Annotated in this window: 14 protein-coding genes; 11 read left to right on the top strand and 3 right to left on the bottom strand. The window is 57.3% G+C overall.

Annotated features, from left to right (window positions below):
- Positions 1–24: 24 nt before the first annotated feature.
- The 10 genes from OVA03_RS10875 (at position 25) to OVA03_RS10830 (ending at position 9,648) form a co-directional block, all read left to right on the top strand.
- Positions 25–444 (top strand): Fur family transcriptional regulator, encoded by a 420-nt coding sequence (locus tag OVA03_RS10875; RefSeq protein WP_267524469.1) that lies wholly within the window; start codon positions 25–27, stop codon positions 442–444.
- Between the two features lie 105 nt (positions 445–549).
- Entirely contained in the window at positions 550–1,941 is a 1,392-nt protein-coding gene (gene miaB / locus OVA03_RS10870; protein ID WP_267524467.1) for a tRNA (N6-isopentenyl adenosine(37)-C2)-methylthiotransferase MiaB, read from the top strand.
- A complete protein-coding gene (locus OVA03_RS10865) occupies positions 1,938–2,900 on the top strand; it encodes a PhoH family protein (RefSeq protein ID WP_267524465.1) in 963 nt (320 codons plus the stop codon). The genes miaB and OVA03_RS10865 overlap by 4 nt, the downstream gene beginning before the upstream one ends.
- Positions 2,900–3,385, top strand: coding sequence for an rRNA maturation RNase YbeY (ybeY, locus tag OVA03_RS10860; protein WP_267524463.1), 486 nt, complete (start codon positions 2,900–2,902; stop codon positions 3,383–3,385). Before OVA03_RS10865 ends, ybeY begins: the two co-directional genes overlap by 1 nt.
- A gap of 278 nt (positions 3,386–3,663) precedes the next feature.
- On the top strand, positions 3,664–4,569 hold the full coding sequence (locus OVA03_RS10855; protein ID WP_267524461.1) for a hemolysin family protein: 906 nt from the start codon (positions 3,664–3,666) through the stop codon (positions 4,567–4,569).
- A gap of 9 nt (positions 4,570–4,578) precedes the next feature.
- Entirely contained in the window at positions 4,579–6,255 is a 1,677-nt protein-coding gene (gene lnt, locus OVA03_RS10850) for an apolipoprotein N-acyltransferase (RefSeq protein ID WP_267524459.1), read from the top strand.
- 155 nt (positions 6,256–6,410) lie between these two features.
- The gene (locus OVA03_RS10845) at positions 6,411–6,761 is read left to right on the top strand and encodes a helix-turn-helix domain-containing protein (protein ID WP_420710424.1); all 351 of its coding nucleotides are present in this window, start codon (positions 6,411–6,413) and stop codon (positions 6,759–6,761) included.
- A gap of 141 nt (positions 6,762–6,902) precedes the next feature.
- Positions 6,903–8,081, top strand: a complete 1,179-nt coding sequence (metK, locus tag OVA03_RS10840; RefSeq protein WP_267527716.1) for a methionine adenosyltransferase — start codon at positions 6,903–6,905, stop codon at positions 8,079–8,081.
- Positions 8,082–8,159: 78 nt separating this feature from the next.
- The gene (gene trmB / locus OVA03_RS10835) at positions 8,160–8,879 is read left to right on the top strand and encodes a tRNA (guanosine(46)-N7)-methyltransferase TrmB (RefSeq protein ID WP_267524455.1); all 720 of its coding nucleotides are present in this window, start codon (positions 8,160–8,162) and stop codon (positions 8,877–8,879) included.
- 163 nt (positions 8,880–9,042) lie between these two features.
- Complete coding sequence (locus OVA03_RS10830) at positions 9,043–9,648, top strand: hypothetical protein (protein WP_267524452.1); 606 nt, start codon at positions 9,043–9,045, stop codon at positions 9,646–9,648.
- 2 nt (positions 9,649–9,650) lie between these two features.
- On the opposite strand, the gene OVA03_RS10825 is transcribed toward OVA03_RS10830, so the two are convergent.
- Both OVA03_RS10825 and mutS read right to left on the bottom strand, forming a co-directional pair.
- Positions 9,651–12,473 (bottom strand): [protein-PII] uridylyltransferase, encoded by a 2,823-nt coding sequence (locus OVA03_RS10825; RefSeq protein WP_267524450.1) that lies wholly within the window; start codon positions 12,471–12,473, stop codon positions 9,651–9,653.
- A gap of 36 nt (positions 12,474–12,509) precedes the next feature.
- Complete coding sequence (gene mutS, locus OVA03_RS10820) at positions 12,510–15,239, bottom strand: DNA mismatch repair protein MutS (RefSeq protein WP_267527715.1); 2,730 nt, start codon at positions 15,237–15,239, stop codon at positions 12,510–12,512.
- Between the two features lie 243 nt (positions 15,240–15,482).
- Between mutS and OVA03_RS10815 the strand changes: the two genes are divergently transcribed.
- The gene (locus tag OVA03_RS10815) at positions 15,483–17,765 is read left to right on the top strand and encodes an NADP-dependent malic enzyme (protein WP_267524448.1); all 2,283 of its coding nucleotides are present in this window, start codon (positions 15,483–15,485) and stop codon (positions 17,763–17,765) included.
- A gap of 92 nt (positions 17,766–17,857) precedes the next feature.
- On the opposite strand, the gene OVA03_RS10810 is transcribed toward OVA03_RS10815, so the two are convergent.
- Positions 17,858–19,567, bottom strand: a complete 1,710-nt coding sequence (locus OVA03_RS10810) for an AmpG family muropeptide MFS transporter (RefSeq protein ID WP_267524446.1) — start codon at positions 19,565–19,567, stop codon at positions 17,858–17,860.
- Between the last annotated feature and the right edge of the window lie 71 nt (positions 19,568–19,638).

Here is a 19,638-nt window from a genome sequence, read left to right as displayed (position 1 = left end):
GCTAAATACGGGAGCGTTGTCCTCATGGATCGTATCGAAAAGCAGTGCATTGAAAAAGGCATGCGCATGACCGATCAGCGCCGCATCGTCGCGCGCGTCCTGTCTCAGGCGACCGATCACCCGGATGTTGAGGAGTTGTATCGCCGCGCCGCTGCTCTTGATCCGCATATTTCGCTGGCGACCGTGTACCGCACCGTGCGCCTGTTTGAAGAAGCCGGTGTGGTCGAACGCCACGATTTCGGTGACGGTCGCTCACGCTATGAACAGGCTGGTGACGACCACCATGATCACCTGATCAATATCAAGACCGGTCAGGTCATCGAGTTTTTCGATCAGGAAATCGAGTCCTTAAAGGAAGCCCTGGCGCAAAAACTGGGCTTCAAGCTGGTCGGCCATAAGCTTGAACTTTACGGCGTACCGCTCGACGAAGACACAAAGGTTTAAGACGTCCTTAAAGTCGCCTATACACACGGAGCTTCAATAGAGCCTTGTGGATAAAATCCTGTCTTCTCTCTTGAAAAAAAAGGCCCAAACGCTCATAAGCACCCCATGAGTGAAACCGCATCTCCCGAACAGCCCGCTGTTCAAACGACGGGCCAAAAACGCCTGCATATTAAAACCTACGGCTGTCAGATGAACGTCTATGACAGTGAGCGCATGGCCGATGTTCTGCGCCCGCTCGGCTATGTCATGTCCGATGCCCCCGAAGATGCCGATCTGGTGTTGCTCAACACCTGCCATATCCGTGAGAAGGCCGCCGAAAAGGTCTATTCCGAAATTGGCCGCCTTAAAGAGTTGCGCGAAGACAAAGAGGCTCGCGGGGGCGGACGCATGACCATTGCCGTCGCCGGGTGCGTCGCTCAGGCCGAAGGGGCTGAGATCATGAACCGGGCGCCTGCGGTTGATCTGGTGGTCGGGCCGCAGGCCTATCATCAGTTGCCGGAGTTGATTGCCCGCACCACCCGCGCCCGTGGTGAGCGCCTGATGGCTGATTTTGCGGCCGATGAAAAATTCGATAAGCTGCCGGTTGAGCGCGAAGTTTCTGGCCCGACCGCATTCCTTACCGTGCAGGAAGGCTGCGACAAGTTCTGCACGTTCTGCGTGGTGCCCTATACGCGCGGCGCGGAATGGTCGCGTCCCGTGGCGCAGATTATGGACGAAGCCCGCCGTCTGGCCGATAAGGGTGTGCGCGAAGTCACCCTGTTGGGGCAGAACGTCAATGCCTTTAATGGCGCGGACGCAAGCGGTGCAGAATCGACCCTGGCACGTCTGATTGAGGCGCTGGCCGGGATCAATGGCCTTGACCGCATCCGCTATACCACCAGCCATCCTAATGACATGGGCGACGACCTTATCCGCGCCCACGCCGATATCCCGCAACTGATGCCTTACCTGCATCTGCCAGTGCAGTCGGGCTCGAACAAGATTTTGCGCGCTATGAACCGCAAGCACAGCCGCGAAAGCTATATCGAGCTGATTGCGCGCATCAAGGCGGCCAATCCCAACATCGCCATGTCCGGTGACTTCATCGTCGGCTTCCCCGATGAAACGGATAAGGATTTCGAGGACACGATGGACCTGATCCGTCAGGTCGAATACGCCTCGGCCTTTTCGTTCAAATACTCAAAGCGTCCGGGTACGCCCGCTGCCGCCATGCCGGGTCAGGTTGATGACAAGGTTGCCGATGAGCGCCTGAAAGCGCTTCAGGCCCTGATCATCGAGCAGCAGCAGGATTTTAAAGCCGGTCTTGTGGGCCGCACCATCGACGTGCTGTTTGATAAGCGCGGCCGCCATAACGAACAGGGCATTGGCCGCTCGCCGTGGCTGCATTCGGTCTTTGCCGAAGACGCCGCCCATCTGATCGGAAAGATCGTGCCGGTCAAAATTGTGGCTCTGGGTAATAACAGTTTGCAGGGTGAACTGATTAAGGAACTTGTTTGAGCACCGTAACTGACGACTTTATCGAACTGAGCGAAGACGGGGTTCTGGCCCTGACCGGACCGAATGAGCGCTATCTGGCGCTGATCGAAGCGGCCTATAATGTGCTGGTCGAAACACCGGGCGGGGGCTTAAGCGTCACCGGCGATGTGGCGGGCCGTCAAAAGGCCAAGGCGATATTTGCAGCCCTCAAAAAACGCTTTGATAAGGGCCTTGATATCTCTGAGGCCGATGTGCGGTTACTGATCCAGAACCCGATGGGTAAGACCCCGGCCTGGGCCGATCATCACTCTAATTCCCATGTCGTCGTCATGGGCCGCAAGGGCGCGGTCGTGCCTAAGACCGAAGGTCAGGCCGGTTATTTTCAGCAGCTTTTGACCAAATCGTTGGTGTTTGGCCTCGGGCCCGCCGGATCGGGCAAGACCTTTCTGGCGGTGGCGCACGGCACGCAGCTTTTGATGAAGGGCGCGGTCGATCGGCTAGTGATCGCACGCCCTGCCGTTGAAGCCGGTGAAAAGCTGGGCTTTCTGCCCGGTGACCTGAATGAAAAGGTTGACCCCTATATGATGCCGATCTGGCAGGCGCTGGACGATATTCTGGGGGCGGACGGTTTGCGCAAGCGGCGTGAGCGCAATGAGATTGAGGTGGCGCCCCTGGCCTATATGCGCGGCAGAACGCTGTCGAACGCCTATGTCATTATCGATGAGGCCCAGAACACGACTAAGCAGCAGATGAAGATGGTGCTGACCCGTCTGGGCGAAGGCTCCAAGATGGTGGTGACCGGCGATCCGTCGCAGGTCGATCTGCCCAATGCGCGTGAATCAGGTCTGGCCCACGCGGTCAGTCTGCTGGGGCGGCTGGAGGGTGTCGGCGTATCGCGCCTGACCGCCGATGACGTGGTGCGTCATGAACTGGTGGCGCGGATCGTACGCGCCTATGATAACGAATTTAAGGAATCCTGATGGAAAGTCCGGTTTTGGTGGATATCGAAGTTGAGCATGAAGACTGGCTCGACGTGCTGCCGGAGGCCCCGCACCTGATCCAGACGGCGATTGAGGCGACCTTTGCGCATCTGGAAACCAGCCAGCAGGCCGATATCGTCGTGTTGCTGACCGACGATGCCGAGATGAAAGATCTCAACAAGCAGTACCGCCAGAAGAACGCCCCGACCAATGTGCTGTCGTTTCCGGCCCCCAAGATTGCAGGCGTGACCGACATCGCCCATCTGGGGGACATGGCGCTGGGGCTTGAGACCTGCGTGCGTGAGGCCAAGGAGCAGAACAAGACTCTGGCCAACCATGTCACACATCTCAGTATACACGGCGCACTGCATCTATTAGGCTATGATCATATGGTTGAGGCGGAGGCCCAGGAGATGGAAGATCTTGAGCGCGCCGTCCTCAAAAGCCTGAATATTGCCGATCCCTATTTGACAGACGAGACCTGATATCCTTAGGCCGTAAACTCATAAATTTCATGATATTGGTGTGAGGCCGTTTGTGCGGATACCAGGAGGGAAATTGCTGGAAATGCCTACATTTTCAAAATTTTACGACGCCGTAGTCCGTGCAGACGGACCACATCCTGCGGACGGCGAAATGGCGTCATACTGCGTCGGAAATAGACTTGAACAGGGGACGGCCCTGATCTGCGTCGATTTCCTAGCATTATTTAGCCCTTTCAGCCGCCAATATCATGAAATTTATGAGTTTACGGCCTAACATCATGCCCAGCTCCGACGACCCGGCGAGTCCATCGCCACAGACATCCTCAAAAAAATCCATTCTGTCCCTGTTTGGCTGGGGCAAACCCGCCGCTGAGGACGCCGACGCGGACCCCCTCAGTCCGGCTAAGGATGTCGCCGCCGACCTCATTAATCATGCCCGTGAATTTCAGACCCTGCGCGTGGCCGATGTCATGACGCCGCGGGCGGATATTGTGGCGGCCGATGTGTCTTGTACTCTGGCGGACGTGGTCAGGATCTGTATCGAGAGCGAACATTCGCGGGTGCCGATCTTTCGCGAAACCCTTGATGATCCGATCGGGGTTCTGCATATCAAGGACCTGCTTAAGGTGCTGTCGCCGGAGAATGCCGACGGCTCAGGGCTGAACTGGGCCGAGCCGATCCTGCACCGCCTGAGACGGGATGTGCTCTATGTGCCGGTGTCGATGAAGGCGCACGAACTGCTGCTGCGGATGCAGGCCGAGCGCACCCACATGGCCATGGTCATTGATGAGTTTGGCGGCACCGACGGTCTGGTGACGATGGAAGACCTGATCGAAGCCGTGGTCGGTGACATCGATGATGAATATGATGATGACGCTGCCCTTGATGTTATCGAACATGGGGCGGGCGTGATTGAGGCTGATGGCCGGGTTGAGCTTAAAACCCTTGAGGAGCGGTTGGGGTTGGAGCTTTACCCTGAAGATACCGAAGAAGAGGTCGACACACTGGGCGGGCTGGTCGCCGTTCTGGCGGGGCGGGTGCCGCGCCGCGGGGAAGTGGTGCGCCATAAATCCGCGGGCTTTGATATCGAAGTCATGGATGCCGATACCCGTCGCATCAAGCGCCTGCGCCTGCATCCGCTGACTGAGGCGCAATTGTCCGAAGATACCGACAGAGACGAATAAGGGTGCAACATGCTTTCAGCGGATCTCCGAACACGGATTGCGGCGTTCGGCCAAAAGCTTTCGCCCTTAAGGCGTTATCTGGGCCCCAAACGGCTGGCGGCGCTGGCCGGGGCGTTGGCGGCGCTGACTCATCCGCCGTTTGGGTTTTTGCCGGGTCTGTTGGGGTACGGCCTGCTGCTTTATGTGCTTAATGGCGATCTGGGGCCAAAACCGCTGAGGCGGGCGTTTGCGGTCGGATTCTGGGCCGGGTTTGTCTATTTCCTGATCAGTTGTTTCTGGGTGGCCGAAGCGTTTCTGGTCGATGCGGAAACCTTTGGCTGGATGGCCCCGTTTGCGGTCATGATCCTGCCCGCCATGATTGCCTTTTTCTGGGGTCTGTTTGGCATAGTCTATGCGCAGTTCGCGCCCAAATCCGGCGTGAAAAGCCTGTTGTGTTTTGCGGTGTGGTTCTGTGGCTTTGAAATGATCCGTGGCTGGATATTCACCGGCTTTCCGTGGAATCCGGCGGGCGCAGGCTGGATGGCGGGCTCGGCCCTGTCGCAGATGGCGGCTTTGGTCGGGGTTTACGGCCTGAGCCTGATCACCGTCATGGCCTTTGCCAGTGTCGCTATCATCAAACCGGCACTGGGTCTTAAAGGCTATCGGCCGGTCATGGTCGCGGCGGGGGCCTTACTGGTCTGTTTTGCCTTTGGTCAGTATCGTTTGATCAGTACGCAGATCACACCGTCCACGACCTCGGTGCGGCTGGTGCAAACCAATATCGGTCAGGAGGCCAAATGGACGGAAAGCGAGTTTTCCCGCATTGTCCGCGACTATGTGACCATGACCCACGCGACCCCCAAATATGCCAAATGGTCGGCGACGGGTGCGGATTACGGGCGACGTCCTGATATTGTGATCTGGCCCGAAGGGGCGTTACCGGCCTCGGCAGAAGAATTATTCTCAGCCAGTTCATGGACATCAGAGGTGTTTGCGCGGCTTCTCGAACCGGATCAAACCCTGATGATGGGGGTCTATCGCTCTGATCTTGATAAGGGCGGGAATATGGTCTGGCGTAATACCATGCTGGTTATTCAGCAAAAAGCGCATGAAACGCGCATTGTGGCGGCATACGATAAATTTAAATTAGTCCCGTTCGGAGAATTCCTGCCGTTTGAAAATTTACTGACTAAGATTGGTGTGAAAAACCTGGTCAATATTGGCGACGGTTTCACGCCCGGCGACAGAACAAAAGCGATGACTGTAGATGGTATACCATCTTTTTTGCCGCTTATTTGTTATGAGGGACTGTTTCCGACGCTTGATCAAAGTAATTACAGCTTTGGAAAACCGGATAAACGGCCGCAATGGATTGTTAATATTTCAAATGACGCCTGGTTTGGCCCAACAAGTGGCCCGATTCAGCATTTAAATCTGTCAGCCTATCGGGCTATAGAGCAAGGTTTACCTATGGTGAGATCAACACCAACGGGAATATCTGTGGTTGTTGATCCGCTGGGTCGAGTAATACCGTCAACTAAACTTGGGGTAGGGCGTGCGAGTTACATTGATGTAATGATACCAAAAGCGGTAAAACTAACCACCTATGGAAAATTCTATGTCATTTATGTAATCTTTATTTCAATTTTTAGCTTGATTCTTCTGCCGTATAATACTTTGTTAGGGCGGGTCAAAAAAACCAGTTAAGCGATAGCGGCGTATGTGGCTCATAGCGATTAAATCTGGTGACCCAAGCCTTTAAGGTCAGGCATAGTTTTTTACAGAGGCAAAAATTGGACGATAATTCAAAAACGGACCGGTCTCCTAACCCGGTCGATCTCCATGTCGGGGCGCGCGTGCGTATGCGCCGTAAATTTTTGGGCATGTCACAGGAAGGTCTGGCCGAAACTATCGATCTGACGTTCCAGCAGGTTCAAAAATATGAGCGCGGGTCGAACCGCATCAGCGCCTCAAAACTTTATGAAATCTCTAAGGCCCTTAAGGCGCCGGTGGCCTACTTCTTTGAGGGCTATGGTCAGTCAGAGGCGGTCGAAGGGTTCTCGGAGTCCGAATCTGAACAGTTCGTGCACGGGTTCCTGATGACGACCGAAGGCATCGAATTGGCCGAAGCCTTTCCGCGCATTAAAAACAGCAAACAGCGTCGGCGTATTCTCGAACTGGTTCGCACCCTGGCTGAAGACGAGGACGCTTAACTTTATTCGTCTAAAGTCTGCACATTTCGAGCCTGCAAATAGGCCCCGTCAACTGGCGGGGCCTATTTGCGTCATGATAGGCCTTGAACTCATATAAACATATCTTTATATGGTTATGACATTATTCATGCGGTGGAGCCCATTATGCGTCCTTCCTATATCTTTACATCCGAAAGCGTTTCTGAGGGACACCCTGATAAGGTGGCTGACCGCATTTCCGACGTCGTAGTCGACGCTTTTTTAGAGCGGGACCCAGAAGCACGCGTCGCCTGCGAAACCATGGTTACCACTAATCGTATCATCCTGGCCGGTGAAGTGCGTGCCGGTGACGACCTTATCGAGGATATCATCGGCGGTCTGGAACATAAGGTTCGTCACGCGGTTAAGGACATTGGCTACGCTCAGAAAGGCTTTCACTGGGCCGCCGCCGACTATGCCTGCCACCTGCATGCGCAGTCGGCCGATATCGCCATGGGCGTTGATGCCGGTGACGAGAAGGACGAGGGTGCCGGTGATCAGGGCATCATGTTCGGTTATGCTACCGACGAAACCGAAGAAAAAACGCCCGCCCCGCTGCAATGGTCGCATAATATCCTGCACCGTCTGGCGCTGGCCCGCCATAGCGGTGAGGCCAAGTCTCTGGAGCCTGACGCCAAGTCCCAGGTGACCGTGCTTTATGAAAACGGCGTGCCCAGCCGTATCCTGAAAATTCTGGTGTCACACCAACACCATGATGGCCTGACCCCCGCAGATGTAGCGACCATTATCAAACCCCTGGCGCTTGAGGTTTTGCCCGAAGGCATGGTGACCGATGAGACCGAATGGCTGGTCAATCCGACCGGCAACTTCGTCATTGGTGGTCCTGATGGTGACGCCGGCCTGACGGGCCGTAAGATCATTGTCGATACCTACGGCGGGGCCGCTCCGCATGGCGGCGGCGCGTTTTCGGGTAAGGATCCGACCAAGGTTGACCGTTCGGCGGCCTATGCCCTGCGCTATCTGGCCAAGAATGTCGTGGCGGCGGGTCTGGCGAAAAAATGCACGCTTCAGGTATCATACGCGATTGGGGTGTCAAAGCCGCTGTCGTTCTATGTCGATACCCACGGCACCGGCGAAGTCGATGCTGAGGCGCTGGAAAAACTGTTGCCGGAACTGATCGGGGGCCTGACGCCGCGCGCGATCCGCACCCATCTGGGCCTGAATAAGCCGATCTATGAGCGCACGACCGCCTATGGCCACTTTGGCCGGACGCCGGATAATGACGGTGGGTTCTCATGGGAAAAGACCGATCTGGTGGATGCGCTTCGCGGAGCGTTCTAGTCGAGCCTAATTGAAAGTTTTAGGGTCTAGGGGGCTTGCCCCCTAGAATTACTGACTAATTGGCCCTAAAAGCGCCGCATGACCGACGACACCAAATCTCAAGATACCCCAACCTGGGGGCCGATGCGCTCATTCGGACGCATAAAGGCGCGCACTCTAAAGCCGCGTCAGGCCAGCCTGTTCGACAGCCTTTTGCCGCAGATTGTGCTGGATGACGCGCGGGTGGCAAGGATCGTGGCTGATCCCCGCACCGAATATGCCGATGCTACGGAAGTCTGGCTTGAAATCGGTTTCGGTGGGGGTGAGCATATGGCCGCCCAGGCCGGTCGTCATCCGCATGCCCTGATCATGGGCGGGGAGCCGTTTTTGAATGGTGTCGGTTCGGCCCTGCGCTATATTGACGAAGCGGGACTTAACAATGTCCGCCTGCTCGCCGGGGATGTGCGCCCGCTGATAGACCAGTTGCCCGACGGATTTATCGAGCGCATCTTCATCATGTTCCCCGACCCGTGGCCCAAGGCGCGCCACCATAAGCGCCGCTTTATTCAGTCGGATACCATCGCCGCTTTTGCAAGGGTGCTAAAAGACGGCGGGCGGGTGCGCTTTGCGACCGACTGGGCCGACTATGCCGACTGGACGCTGGAGCGGTTTTTGAAAAGTCCGGATTTTATCTGGCCCGCCGAAGGTCAGGCCGCGTGGAATTTACCGCCCGCTGATCATGTCACCACGCGCTATGAAGAAAAAAAGCTGGGCGATTGTGCGCCGGTCTTTTTCGATTTTGTCAGAAAGGCGCGGTAGTCACTTAATGGTGCCGCAAAACTCGCCTGACGCGCTAAAGTTCGGCACGAATGCAACAAAAATCAGATTTAGATAAGTTTTTTGAAAAAACCCCTTTTCAGCCGACTGAAAATGAGACTTAAATGAGGCACGGTTTCGAGGGGCGGGGGCCCGCAGCGTACAGATGGAAAGCCTGCATAAGACTTCGGGGGCAGTGGTCTTTGCTTTCCTTATTTTACATCTGACAAATCATCTGGTGGGGCTGCTGGGCATGGACGCGGCCCTTCAGTTCATGGACGCTGTGCGTCTGGTCTACCGCCATCCGGTGGTCGAGATGGGTCTGTTTCTGGCCCTGACCTTACAGATCATCACCGGCTACGCCCTGTGCCGCGACATCTGGACGGAGCGCAAGGACATCATCCATCAGCTACAGGCGGCGTCCGGTATCTACATGGCCGTCTTTATGATTGTGCATGTCGCCATGATCGGGGTGGCGCGCTATGTGTTCAATCTCGACACCAATGCCTATTTCATCGCCGCTCAGTTTCAGGTCTGGCCGTGGCAGTATGTGGCGTACGGCTTTTATGGGTTGGCGATCATGGCGCTGTTTACCCATATGGGCTGCATCACCTTTGATATCTTCAAGAAAAAGAACCGGCCCGCCGCATGGGTTATGCTGTTGCTGGTCGTCGGTATCGGCGGTTATGTGACCTGGCTGCTGATGGCCATGTACGGCGGCTATCTCTATGGCATTGAGGTGCCCGAAGAATATTCCCGTTTCGGAATATAGTGTTAGCGGGCGAGTGACGCCCGCGCCTTGGCCAGAACCTTTCCGGTCTGCTTCATCTCCGGATCAAGCACTTTCAGCAGCTCTTTTTTAAGCAGGGATTTCTGGTTCTTGTTAAGATGCGCGTGATCGTCATTGGCCGGATTGACGTAGAACGCATCGACCGCGCGCTCCCCGTAACAATCAATATGGGCCGAGGCGATATTCAACTTCGCCTGACTTAAAGCGTCGACGATATCCGCCAGCAGCCCGGAGCGGTCGCGTCCAGACACTTCGATAATGGTGGCGTGATTGCAGCTATCGTCGTCAAACACCACCGTCGGCGCAATCGCAAATGCCGCCATACGCGCCGCCAGCGGTTTGCGGCCCATCTCCAGCGGCTTGGCTCCGCCCACCGCCGCCTTTTCAAGGGCGCTTTGGGCCAGTTTCAGGTTGCGTTCGGTATCGTGGCCATAGGGCAGGCCCTGAATATCCTGAACGTAGAAAATATCGAGCGCCAGCCCGTCTTTTGAGGTGAACACCTGCGCGCCGACGACATTGGCCCCTAAATTCGCCAGTGCCCGTGACAGGTCGGCAAACAATCCGGGCCGGTCCTTGGCGGCCACAGACAAAGCCGTAGCGTTGCGCTTGGGGTCAACATAGGCCAGAGCCGAGGGATGACCGGCCTCGGCCGAGCGCGCCAGCACGGCATGATCCAGCACTTCGCTTTCGCTAAACGCCACCACATAGGAATCTTCCATGGTGGCCAGCCAGTCGCGGATATCCGGCTTTTGGGCAATCAGATGGCTGCGAGCGGCCTCAGAGCGTTCGCGGATATTCTCACGCGCAAAGCCCGCCGCATCAGCTTCACGGCCACCGCGGAACACGGCCTCGGTGGCGTGCAGCAGATCGCGCATCAACTGGCCTTTCCAGCCGTTCCACACACCGGGCCCGACCGCGCGGATATCGGCCACCGTCAGCACCAGCAGCAGCCGCAGACGCTCAGGGGTTTCGACTATGCGCGCAAAGGCGGCGATAGTTTCAGGGTCGGACACATCGCGTTTTTGCGCAAAATCCGACAGCACCAGATGATTGCGCACCAGCCATGCCACCTGATCAATCTGCCAGTCCTTGAGGCCCAGCCGCTCGCACGCCTTACGCGCCGCCCGTTCGCCGCCGATTTCCTGACCGTCCTCGCCGCCCTTACCGACGTCATGCAGCAGCATGGCCAGATACAGCGTCTCTTTGTCGGCCAGATGCGGCAGGATCGACGACGACAGCGGGTGGTCTTCGGTATAGCGGCCGGTCTCGATATCGCGAATAATGCCGATGGCGCGCAGGGTATGATCATCGACCGTATAGGCGTGATACATATTGAACTGGGTCTGGGCGACGATATGGCCGAACTCAGGGATATAGCGGCCCAGCAATCCGGTCTCGGTCATCAGGGACAAGGTGCGGTACGGATTTTTGCCACGCACCAGAATATCAAGAAACAGCTTGGCGGACTTAGGGTCGCGCCGCAAAGCCGGATTGATCAGCTTCAAATTGCGGTTGATGGCGGTAAAGGCGTCCGGGTGCAGGTCAAGCTCCAGCCGGTCAGCCATCTTGAACAGCGAGAACATCGCTTCGGGCGACTTGATGAAGATGTCCGGCGATTGCACGCTTAAGCGGCCCGCGTCGATAATAAAGCCCGGATGGTCGGGCTTGGCCAGCGACATGATCGACGACTGGATCATGTAACTGAGTTTACGCAGCGGCTTGGTTTGTTGGGCCTCAAGCTTGGTACAGAAAATGCGGGTTAGCGCGCCCACTTCCTTGGTGACCACAAAATAGCGGCGCATGAAGCGCTCAACGGCCGGCTCACCATTTTTATCGATATAACCCATGCGCTGGGCGATTTCGGGCTGAACATCGAACCCAAGCCGGTCATCGCCCCGTCCGGAAATGATGTGCAGCAGGATGCGCACCTTCCACAGAAACTCAAAGGCGGCGAGGAAGGTGGTGCGTTCCTTATCGGTCAGGATGGTTTCCAGCGCGAACCAGCCCTTATTGACCGGTGACGGCGTGGTGCCCGCTAAGAACTTGGCCAGCCAGAACAGGGTATGCAGATCGCGCAGGCCCCCCTTGCCCTCTTTGACATTGGGTTCAACCACATAGCGGGCGTCGCCTAACTTGGCGTGGCGGGTGTCACGTTCATCAAGCTTGGCGGCAATAAAGGCATAGGCGCCGTTGCGGATAACGTCCGACGCCAGCTTGTCTTTCAGGTTCTGCACCAGATCAAGATCACCGGCGATGGGCCGGAACTCCAGCACGGCGGTCAGGATCGTGTGATCATTCCTTGCATATTTCAGGGTTTCATCGACCGTGCGCGAGGCATGGCCTACCTTGAAGCCCAGATCCCACAGGCTATAGAGAATGAATTCGATCACGCTTTCTGAGTGCGGCGTTTCGCGCCAGGCCCTAAGAAACAGAAGATCGATGTCGGAATAGGGGGCAAGCTCACCCCGTCCGTAGCCACCCACGGCGACCAGCGACAGGCGCTCACCCTCGGTCGGGTTGCGGGCGCGGTAAACGTGGGTCAGGGTAAAGTCCCACAGGGCGCTAATGATTTCATCGGCACATTTCGACACGGCACGGGCAGTCGATAGCCCGCCTTTTTCCTGGTCGATATTGGCCAAAATGCTTTCGCGGCCCTGATCCCAGGCCTCTTTCAGGATCGCAATGGCCCGCCGCCTGAGATCATAGACATCGCCCGTCGAGTCCTCATAGGCCTGCGTCAGCTTCTGACGCAGGAGCTGTCCGTTGATGCGGAACTGGTAAGGATGCGGGTGGGTATGGGTCAACATGTACTACAGGTGGTTATGCGGCTAAGGTTTAGCAACTTAAGCCTCGATCTTAACCAGAGTCCGTAAACGATAGATGACCTCTAAGGCTTCTCTGGGGCTTAAATCGTCAGGGTTTAGCGCCAATAACGCTTTTTCGGCTTCGGATTGTTGTTGCGGTGCAGCATTTTTGACCGGCTCCGGTTGGAGGCTGGCAAACAACGGCAGATCATCGAGCTTAAGCCGGGTGGCGTTTTCGGATTCCAGCCGCTCCAGAATATCGCGGGCGCGGGCGACCACCCGTGGCGGCATACCAGCCAGTTTGGCGACCTGCACGCCGTAAGAGCGATCCGCCGCCCCTTTTTTAGCTTCGTGCAGGAAGATCAGATCGCCATTGTGCTCCTTGGCGGTCAGCGAAATGTTCTCACAGGCCGACAGCAGTTGCTCCAGCTTTGACATCTCATGATAGTGGGTCGCAAACAAGGCTCGGCATTTGATAGTTTCATGCAGATTTTCAGCCGCCGCCCAAGCGATGGCCAGTCCGTCAAAGGTCGCCGTACCGCGCCCGATTTCATCCAGAATAACGAATGATCGATCCGTCGCCTGACTTAGGATCGCGGCGGTTTCGACCATTTCCATCATGAAGGTTGAACGGCCCTGCGCCAGATCATCCCCGGCCCCGACGCGGCTGAAAAGACGGTCAACCACCCCAAGCTTAAGCGATGCGGCAGGCACATAAAGCCCTGCCTGCGCCATGATGATCAGGATGGCGTTCTGGCGTAAAAAGGTCGATTTACCGGCCATGTTCGGGCCGGTGACCAGCGACAGCCGCGCGCCCGCTTGCCCCGACGCATCAAGGCAGCAGTCATTGGGCGTAAACGGCTTGCCCTCAGACCGCAAAGCTTGCACCACGACCGGGTGTTTCGCACCCTTGGCATCAAACAGCGGGCCGTCGAAAATAACCGGACGGGTGGCCTCATGATCCTCAGCCCATTCGGCAGCGGCGCAGGCGACATCGAGCGCGCAGACCGCGTCGAACATCTGCTGCAATTCGTGGGTCAGATGACGCACCTCTTCGCGCAGGTCCTCGAAAATGGCCAGTTCCAGCGTCAGGGCATCGGAGGCGGCGCGTTGAATCCGGCTATCGAGATCGATCAGTTCGGTGGTCGAATAACGCACCTGATTGGCCAGGGTCTGGCGATGGATGAAATGCGCGGCATTAGGTAACGTGGCAATACCTTCGGCCTGCTTGGCCGACAGTTCGATAAAGTAGCCGAGCACGCCATTATATTTGATCTTGAGCGGCAGGCCCGTCTCGCCCTGAAGTTGGGCTTCCAGTTGCAGAATGACCTGACGGCTATCGTTCCTTAAATTGATCGCAGCGTTGAGATTAGCGTTATAGTTCGGGCGAATAAAGCCGCCGTCGCGCGCCATAAGCGGCGGTTCATCGACCAGCGCCTGACCTAAGCGGTAGTTCAGCGCCTCCACCGCTTCGGAAGGCGTAAGCGACGTAATCTGGGCCATAATCTCAGCCGGATGGGTATCGAGCGCCGAGCTATCGCGATCCGCCGATTGCAACAGATTGATCAGTCCGCCCGCATGGCTCAGGCAGTCCTTGATGACCTTAAGGTCACGCGGGCCGCCGCGCCCAAGACCGAGCCGTGACAGGGCGCGCGCCATATCCGGCAGGCCGCGCAGGGTATTGCGAACCTCCTGACGAAGGCCTCTGCGTTCGATCAGCCATTCGACGGCATCAAGGCGGGCGTTGATCGCAAGCGGATCAATCAACGGTCGCGCCAGCCGCGCCGACAACAGGCGCGAACCGCCCGACGTCATGGTGCGGTCGATGGCGGCGATCAGGGAACCTTCGCGCCCGCCGCGCTGGGCCCGGTCAATTTCGAGCGAGGCGCGGGTTGACGGATCAATGGCCAGAAAGGTCTGGGCCCCCAGCCTGCGCGGGGCTTTTAAGACCGGCAGCTTACCGGCCTGAGTGACATCGATATAGGCGGCAATCAGGCCAAGCGCCGAGACTTCTGCCGGACTGAACGCGCCAAAGCCGTCAAGCGTTTCAACGCCATATAATCGTTTCAGGCGGGTAAGTCCGGCTGCCGGATCGGACAAGGCCGCAGCTTGAGGCTGAATGACGCCGCCCAAAACCTTGACCAGACCGTAAACCGCCTCATCGCCCAGCAGGCGGTCGGCCACCAGAGTCTCAGACGGACGAAGCGCCGACAGGTGCGACCCCAGACTTTCCGGTGTGACCTCAAGACATTCGACGTCGCCGGTCGACAGTTCCACACATGCCAGCGCCATGACCCCGGCCCGCGCAGATATGGCCACCAGCCGGTTGGCGCCACTGGCCTCCAGCAAACTGTCTTCGGTCAGGGTGCCGGGGGTGACGATGCGCACAATGCCGCGTTTGACGACCGATTTTGAGCCGCGTTTCTTGGCCTCGGCCGGGTCTTCGAGCTGATCGCACACGGCGACGCGGAAACCGGCGCGGATAAGCTTGGCTATATAGGCTTCGGCGGCATGGGCAGGCACCCCGGCCATAGGGATGTCTTCGCCCTGATATTTCCCGCGTTTGGTGAGCGCCAGCCCTAACGCGGCGGCGGCTTTTACGGCATCATCAAAGAACACCTCATAGAAATCGCCCATGCGAAAAAACAGCAGCGCATCGGGCTGAGACGCCTTGGTTTCAATATATTGCGCGATAACGGGCGTCGCACCTTCTAAGCGCGCCGCCAACTCATCAGGGGTAATTTCGGGTGCGGAAAACGAAGCATTCATGTCCATAACTTAAACACTGTTAACCTTTGTGCCTAGCTATTATGCAGCACATTACACAGTCATTTTTCAAAGCCTTAGTTGACCCAAGGGTAAGTGTGCGCGCCCAAAGAAACAAACGCATATTTTAAGTGAAGTTTTGTGCGCACAAATTTTAGTCGCCTTTGTCGTTAAGGTGTTGATATAAAGCCCGTAAAATAAAAATCACCGGGAATTTATAATATAAAAGGCCGAATTGAGTATCTCATGCCAATTGAAAAACAAACCTTCAGTGATGAAGAAGCGCTAAACCTTCACCAATTTCCGCAACCGGGCAAGATTGCCCTGATGGCCACCAAGCCTATGGCGACGCAGCGCGATCTGGCGCTGGCCTATTCGCCGGGCGTGGCCGTGCCGGTGCGCAAAATTGCTGAAAACCCGGACCTTGCCTACGATTACACCGCCAAAGGGAACATGGTGGCGGTGATATCGAACGGCACGGCTATTCTGGGGCTGGGCAATCTGGGGGCGCTGGCCTCAAAGCCGGTCATGGAAGGCAAGTCGGTGCTGTTTAAGCGCTTTGCCGATATCGATAGCTTTGACATCGAAGTCACGACGCAGGACCCGGATGAGTTTATCACGGTGGTGAAAAACATCACGCCAGCGTTCGGCGGCATCAACCTCGAAGACATCAAGTCGCCGGAATGTTTCATTATCGAGTCCGCCTTGCAGGATATGGCGGATATTCCGGTGTTCCATGATGATCAGCACGGTACGGCCATTATAGCCGCCGCCGGTTTGATCAACGCGCTTGAGGTCACCGGCAAACGCTTTGAAGACGTTAAGGTCGTGCTGTGCGGTGCCGGGGCTGCGGGCCTGTCATCGCTGGGCCTGATCAAAGCCATGGGCGTGAAACCTGAAAACACCACGGTCGTCGATATCCACGGCGTGGTCTATAAAGGCCGCACCATCGATATGGACCAATGGAAGTCGGTTCACGCCACTGATACCCCTAAGCGGACTCTGGCTGAGGCTATGGTCGGGGCGGATGTATTCTTAGGGCTGTCGGCCAAGGGCGTGCTGACGCCGGAAATGGTCGCCACCATGGCCCCTCAGCCGATCATCTTCGCCATGGCCAACCCCGATCCGGAAATCACCCCCGAAGATGTGGCCAAGGTCAGATCCGACGCCATCGTCGCCACAGGTCGTTCAGACTATCCCAATCAGGTCAATAACGTCCTGGGCTTCCCCTACATCTTCCGCGGGGCGCTCGATGTTCGCGCCCGCCGCGTGAACCATGAGATGAAGATCGCCTGCGCGCAGGCTCTGGCCCAACTGGCGCGCGAAGATGTGCCGGACGAAGTGGCCGCCGCCTATCAGGGCCGCCATCTGAAATTCGGGCGCGACTACATCATCCCGTCGCCGTTTGACCCGCGCCTGATCTGGTACGTGCCGCCGTTTGTCGCCCAAGCCGCCATGGACACCGGTGTGGCGCGCAAGCCGATCGAGGATATGGAAGCCTATCGCAAGGAACTGGCTCAGCGCCTCGATCCATCGGCGGGTTTCCTGCAAAACATCACGGCCTCGGTGCGGTCGCGCCCCTCTAAGCGCATCGTGTTTGCCGAAGGCGAAGACATTCGCGTTATCCGCGCCGCCCATGCCTTTAAGGCGCAAGGGCTCGGCACGCCGATCCTGTGTGGCCGTGAAAGTCTGGTCCACGAAAGTATGCGCAAAGCCGGCCTCAATCCGGCCGAAGAGGGCATTGAAATCATCAATGCCCGTCTGACCGACCGTCGCGACGCCTATGCGCAGCTTTTGTATTCCCGCCTGCAACGCAAAGGTTACCTGAAGCGCGATGTGGAGCGTCTGATCAACCTCGACCGTAACTCGTTTGCCGCCGCCATGCTTATTTCCGGGCATGCCGACGGCATGGTGACCGGCCTGACGCGGTCTTTCGATCAGGCCTTTGAGGACGTGCTGCGCGTGGTCGATCCGGCACCCGGCGGGCGTGTTATGGGTATGTCGATTATATTGGCTAAGGGCAAGACGGTGTTTATCGCCGATACGACCGTGGCCGAACTGCCGACCCCGGAAGAGCTTGGCGATATCGCGATCGAAGCGGCTATGGCGGTGCGCCGCATGGGCCATACGCCGCGCGTCGCGTTCATGAGCTACACCACCTTTGGCAACCCGGCGGGGGAGCGCGGTGAACGTGTGGCCCGCGCCGTGGAACTGCTCGAAAAGCGCGGCGTCGATTTCGAGTTCGAAGGCGATATGCCGCCTGACGTGGCGCTCAATCCTGATACCTGGGCCAACTATCCGTTCCAGCGCCTGACGGCTCCGGCCAATGTGCTGATCATGCCGGCCATCCAGTCGGCCTCTATCGGCACCAAGCTGATCGAGGCTTTGGGTGGCGCGACGGTGGTCGGCCCGCTGCTGCTCGGTCTGTCAAAGCCGGTGCAGATTTGTCAGTTGTCGGATTCGGTCTCGAAAATCCTGACCATGGCGACCTTTGCCGCCTATGATGTGCGCGCTGATATCGGCGGGTAAATATATTCCTGAATGCATTATATGCATTCAGGCAAGACCGACCGGTCGTCCGAACTTATGTGAGGAGCCCTGCGGCGCGTGAGCAAAAGAAATCAAACCGGCTGAGTATCCTCAGCCGGTTTTTTCATGTCCGGATCATAGGCGCGGATCACCCATATGGCTAATATGATCGCCACCACGCCGATCAGGGCTGTGTAGGTGAAAAACAGCATATAGCCCGCGCCTAATGCGTGGGGTGATACGCCCAAAGTCTCCGCCGGTTTGGCATAGGCTATGGCAGGGGTATTGGCAAAAACCCCACTGACCCACGATTGCCCGTCCGAAGCCTTGGCTGACTCTTCGACAATCTTGCCGGATTGTGATGCCAAAAGCTTACCCGGTAAGGCATAGAGCGAGGTAAACAGCGCATATTGCTGCGCCGCATAGCCTTTGGAGATCAGCGACGACATATAGGCGATCAGCACTGTGCCCGCGACCCCGCCGGAGGCATTATCGATGCCGAGCGCGATTGAAAACGCCATCACGTCATTGCCTTTGGTCGCCAGCCACGCATAGGCGAGGTTGGACAACGACCCCACGATCGCACCGAAAATCAGCGAAAACTTGATGCCGAAACGGGTCATGACGATCCCGCCCAGCGCCACCCCGGCCATGGTCATGATGACGCCGAAAATTTTACGCACCTCAGCGATAACCGGCAGGTCAAAGCCCAGATCGACATAAAACGCACCGTTGACGTTGAGCACAAAATCCGAGACACGGTAGATGCAGATCATGGCCAGTATCAGCCAAGCGATGTTTTCGTAGCGCTCAAAAAACGCCACGATAGGCACCACAAAGGTCTGGCGCAGATAGGCTCCGGGACGTGTCGGTGTGCCGGGCAGCGGCAGGCACGCCATGACCAGCAGCCCTAGCCCGGAAAGCACGGCGGGTAATTGCAGAAAGATGCCGGTTTCACGCGCCGTCCAGACGGTTTTGACGGTATCAAAAGCTGACTCACTTGGGAACAGGCCTTTGAACAGGTCGACATTGGCGGTAAGGCCTGCGCCCAACAGGCAGATGGCGATCAGCATGACCAGCAACCGACCGGCCCATTCCAGTGCCTCCAGCGCCGGGCGGGCTTCGGTGTCGCCATAGTCGATGGGCCGCACCTTATGTTCGGTTTCCTTGGGCGCAAACAGCACGGCCAGAACGCCTATGCCCATCAACGCGGCCATCAGCGCATAGGCAAAGCCCCAGCCCAAGGTGTCGGCCAGCAGCAGCGGCACAATACCGGACACGAACGGGGCGATGCGCGCGCCCCAGGCGGTGGCCGTGGCCAGAACCGCCTGATTATCGGTGGAATCGCCCGCGGTTTCGATCCGCCAGGCATCAATCACAACGTCCTGTGTCGCCCCGGCAAAGCCGATCAGTATGGCGACCAGCGCCATGAGGGGAAGCTGAGTTTGCGGATTAAGCGTCGATATCGCCCACAGCCCAAACATGATCACGACCTGACTGAGCAATATCCAGCCGCGGCGATGGCCCATCAGGTAGGTCAGGCCGGGGATGCTGATGCGGTCAAGGACCGGTGCCCAGACGAATTTCAAACTGTAGACAAAGGTCACCAGCGAGAAGTAGCTTATGGCGGTCAGCGATAAATCTACGCTGCGCAGCCATATCGACAGGGTATCGAAGATCAGCGACAGCGGCAGGCCCGACGCGAACCCCAAGCCTATCATCACCAGAGTGCGGCGCTGAAAAAAGATTTTCAGAACATCCTTGAAACTCTTTTTGGGGGCCGCCCCTGTTTTATCAGTCATGAACGCTATGAAATCCCGTCGATCAAATCACGCCTTAGCCAATTTGGTAACGCGAAACCGGACGGGGATAA

The organism is Asticcacaulis sp. SL142 (genome assembly GCF_026625745.1).
GTDB lineage: Bacteria > Pseudomonadota > Alphaproteobacteria > Caulobacterales > Caulobacteraceae > Asticcacaulis.
The sequence above is the reverse complement of the archived record's forward strand: the minus strand, read 5'-3'. Positions and strand labels throughout refer to the sequence as shown.

What these genes read in the sequence shown, in the direction of transcription:
- OVA03_RS10845 (WP_420710424.1), top strand. Translation starts at nt 6,411, where the DNA reads ATGCGCCGTAAATTTTTGGGCATGTCACAGGAAGGTCTGGCCGAAACT.
- OVA03_RS10830 (WP_267524452.1), top strand. Translation starts at nt 9,043, where the DNA reads ATGGAAAGCCTGCATAAGACTTCGGGGGCAGTGGTCTTTGCTTTCCTT.
- ybeY (WP_267524463.1), top strand. Translation starts at nt 2,900, where the DNA reads ATGGAAAGTCCGGTTTTGGTGGATATCGAAGTTGAGCATGAAGACTGG.
- miaB (WP_267524467.1), top strand. Translation starts at nt 550, where the DNA reads ATGAGTGAAACCGCATCTCCCGAACAGCCCGCTGTTCAAACGACGGGC.
- OVA03_RS10815 (WP_267524448.1), top strand. Translation starts at nt 15,483, where the DNA reads ATGCCAATTGAAAAACAAACCTTCAGTGATGAAGAAGCGCTAAACCTT.
- OVA03_RS10810 (WP_267524446.1), bottom strand. Translation starts at nt 19,567, where the DNA reads ATGACTGATAAAACAGGGGCGGCCCCCAAAAAGAGTTTCAAGGATGTT.
- OVA03_RS10875 (WP_267524469.1), top strand. Translation starts at nt 25, where the DNA reads ATGGATCGTATCGAAAAGCAGTGCATTGAAAAAGGCATGCGCATGACC.
- OVA03_RS10825 (WP_267524450.1), bottom strand. Translation starts at nt 12,473, where the DNA reads ATGTTGACCCATACCCACCCGCATCCTTACCAGTTCCGCATCAACGGA.
- OVA03_RS10855 (WP_267524461.1), top strand. Translation starts at nt 3,664, where the DNA reads ATGCCCAGCTCCGACGACCCGGCGAGTCCATCGCCACAGACATCCTCA.
- trmB (WP_267524455.1), top strand. Translation starts at nt 8,160, where the DNA reads ATGACCGACGACACCAAATCTCAAGATACCCCAACCTGGGGGCCGATG.
- mutS (WP_267527715.1), bottom strand. Translation starts at nt 15,239, where the DNA reads ATGAATGCTTCGTTTTCCGCACCCGAAATTACCCCTGATGAGTTGGCG.
- lnt (WP_267524459.1), top strand. Translation starts at nt 4,579, where the DNA reads ATGCTTTCAGCGGATCTCCGAACACGGATTGCGGCGTTCGGCCAAAAG.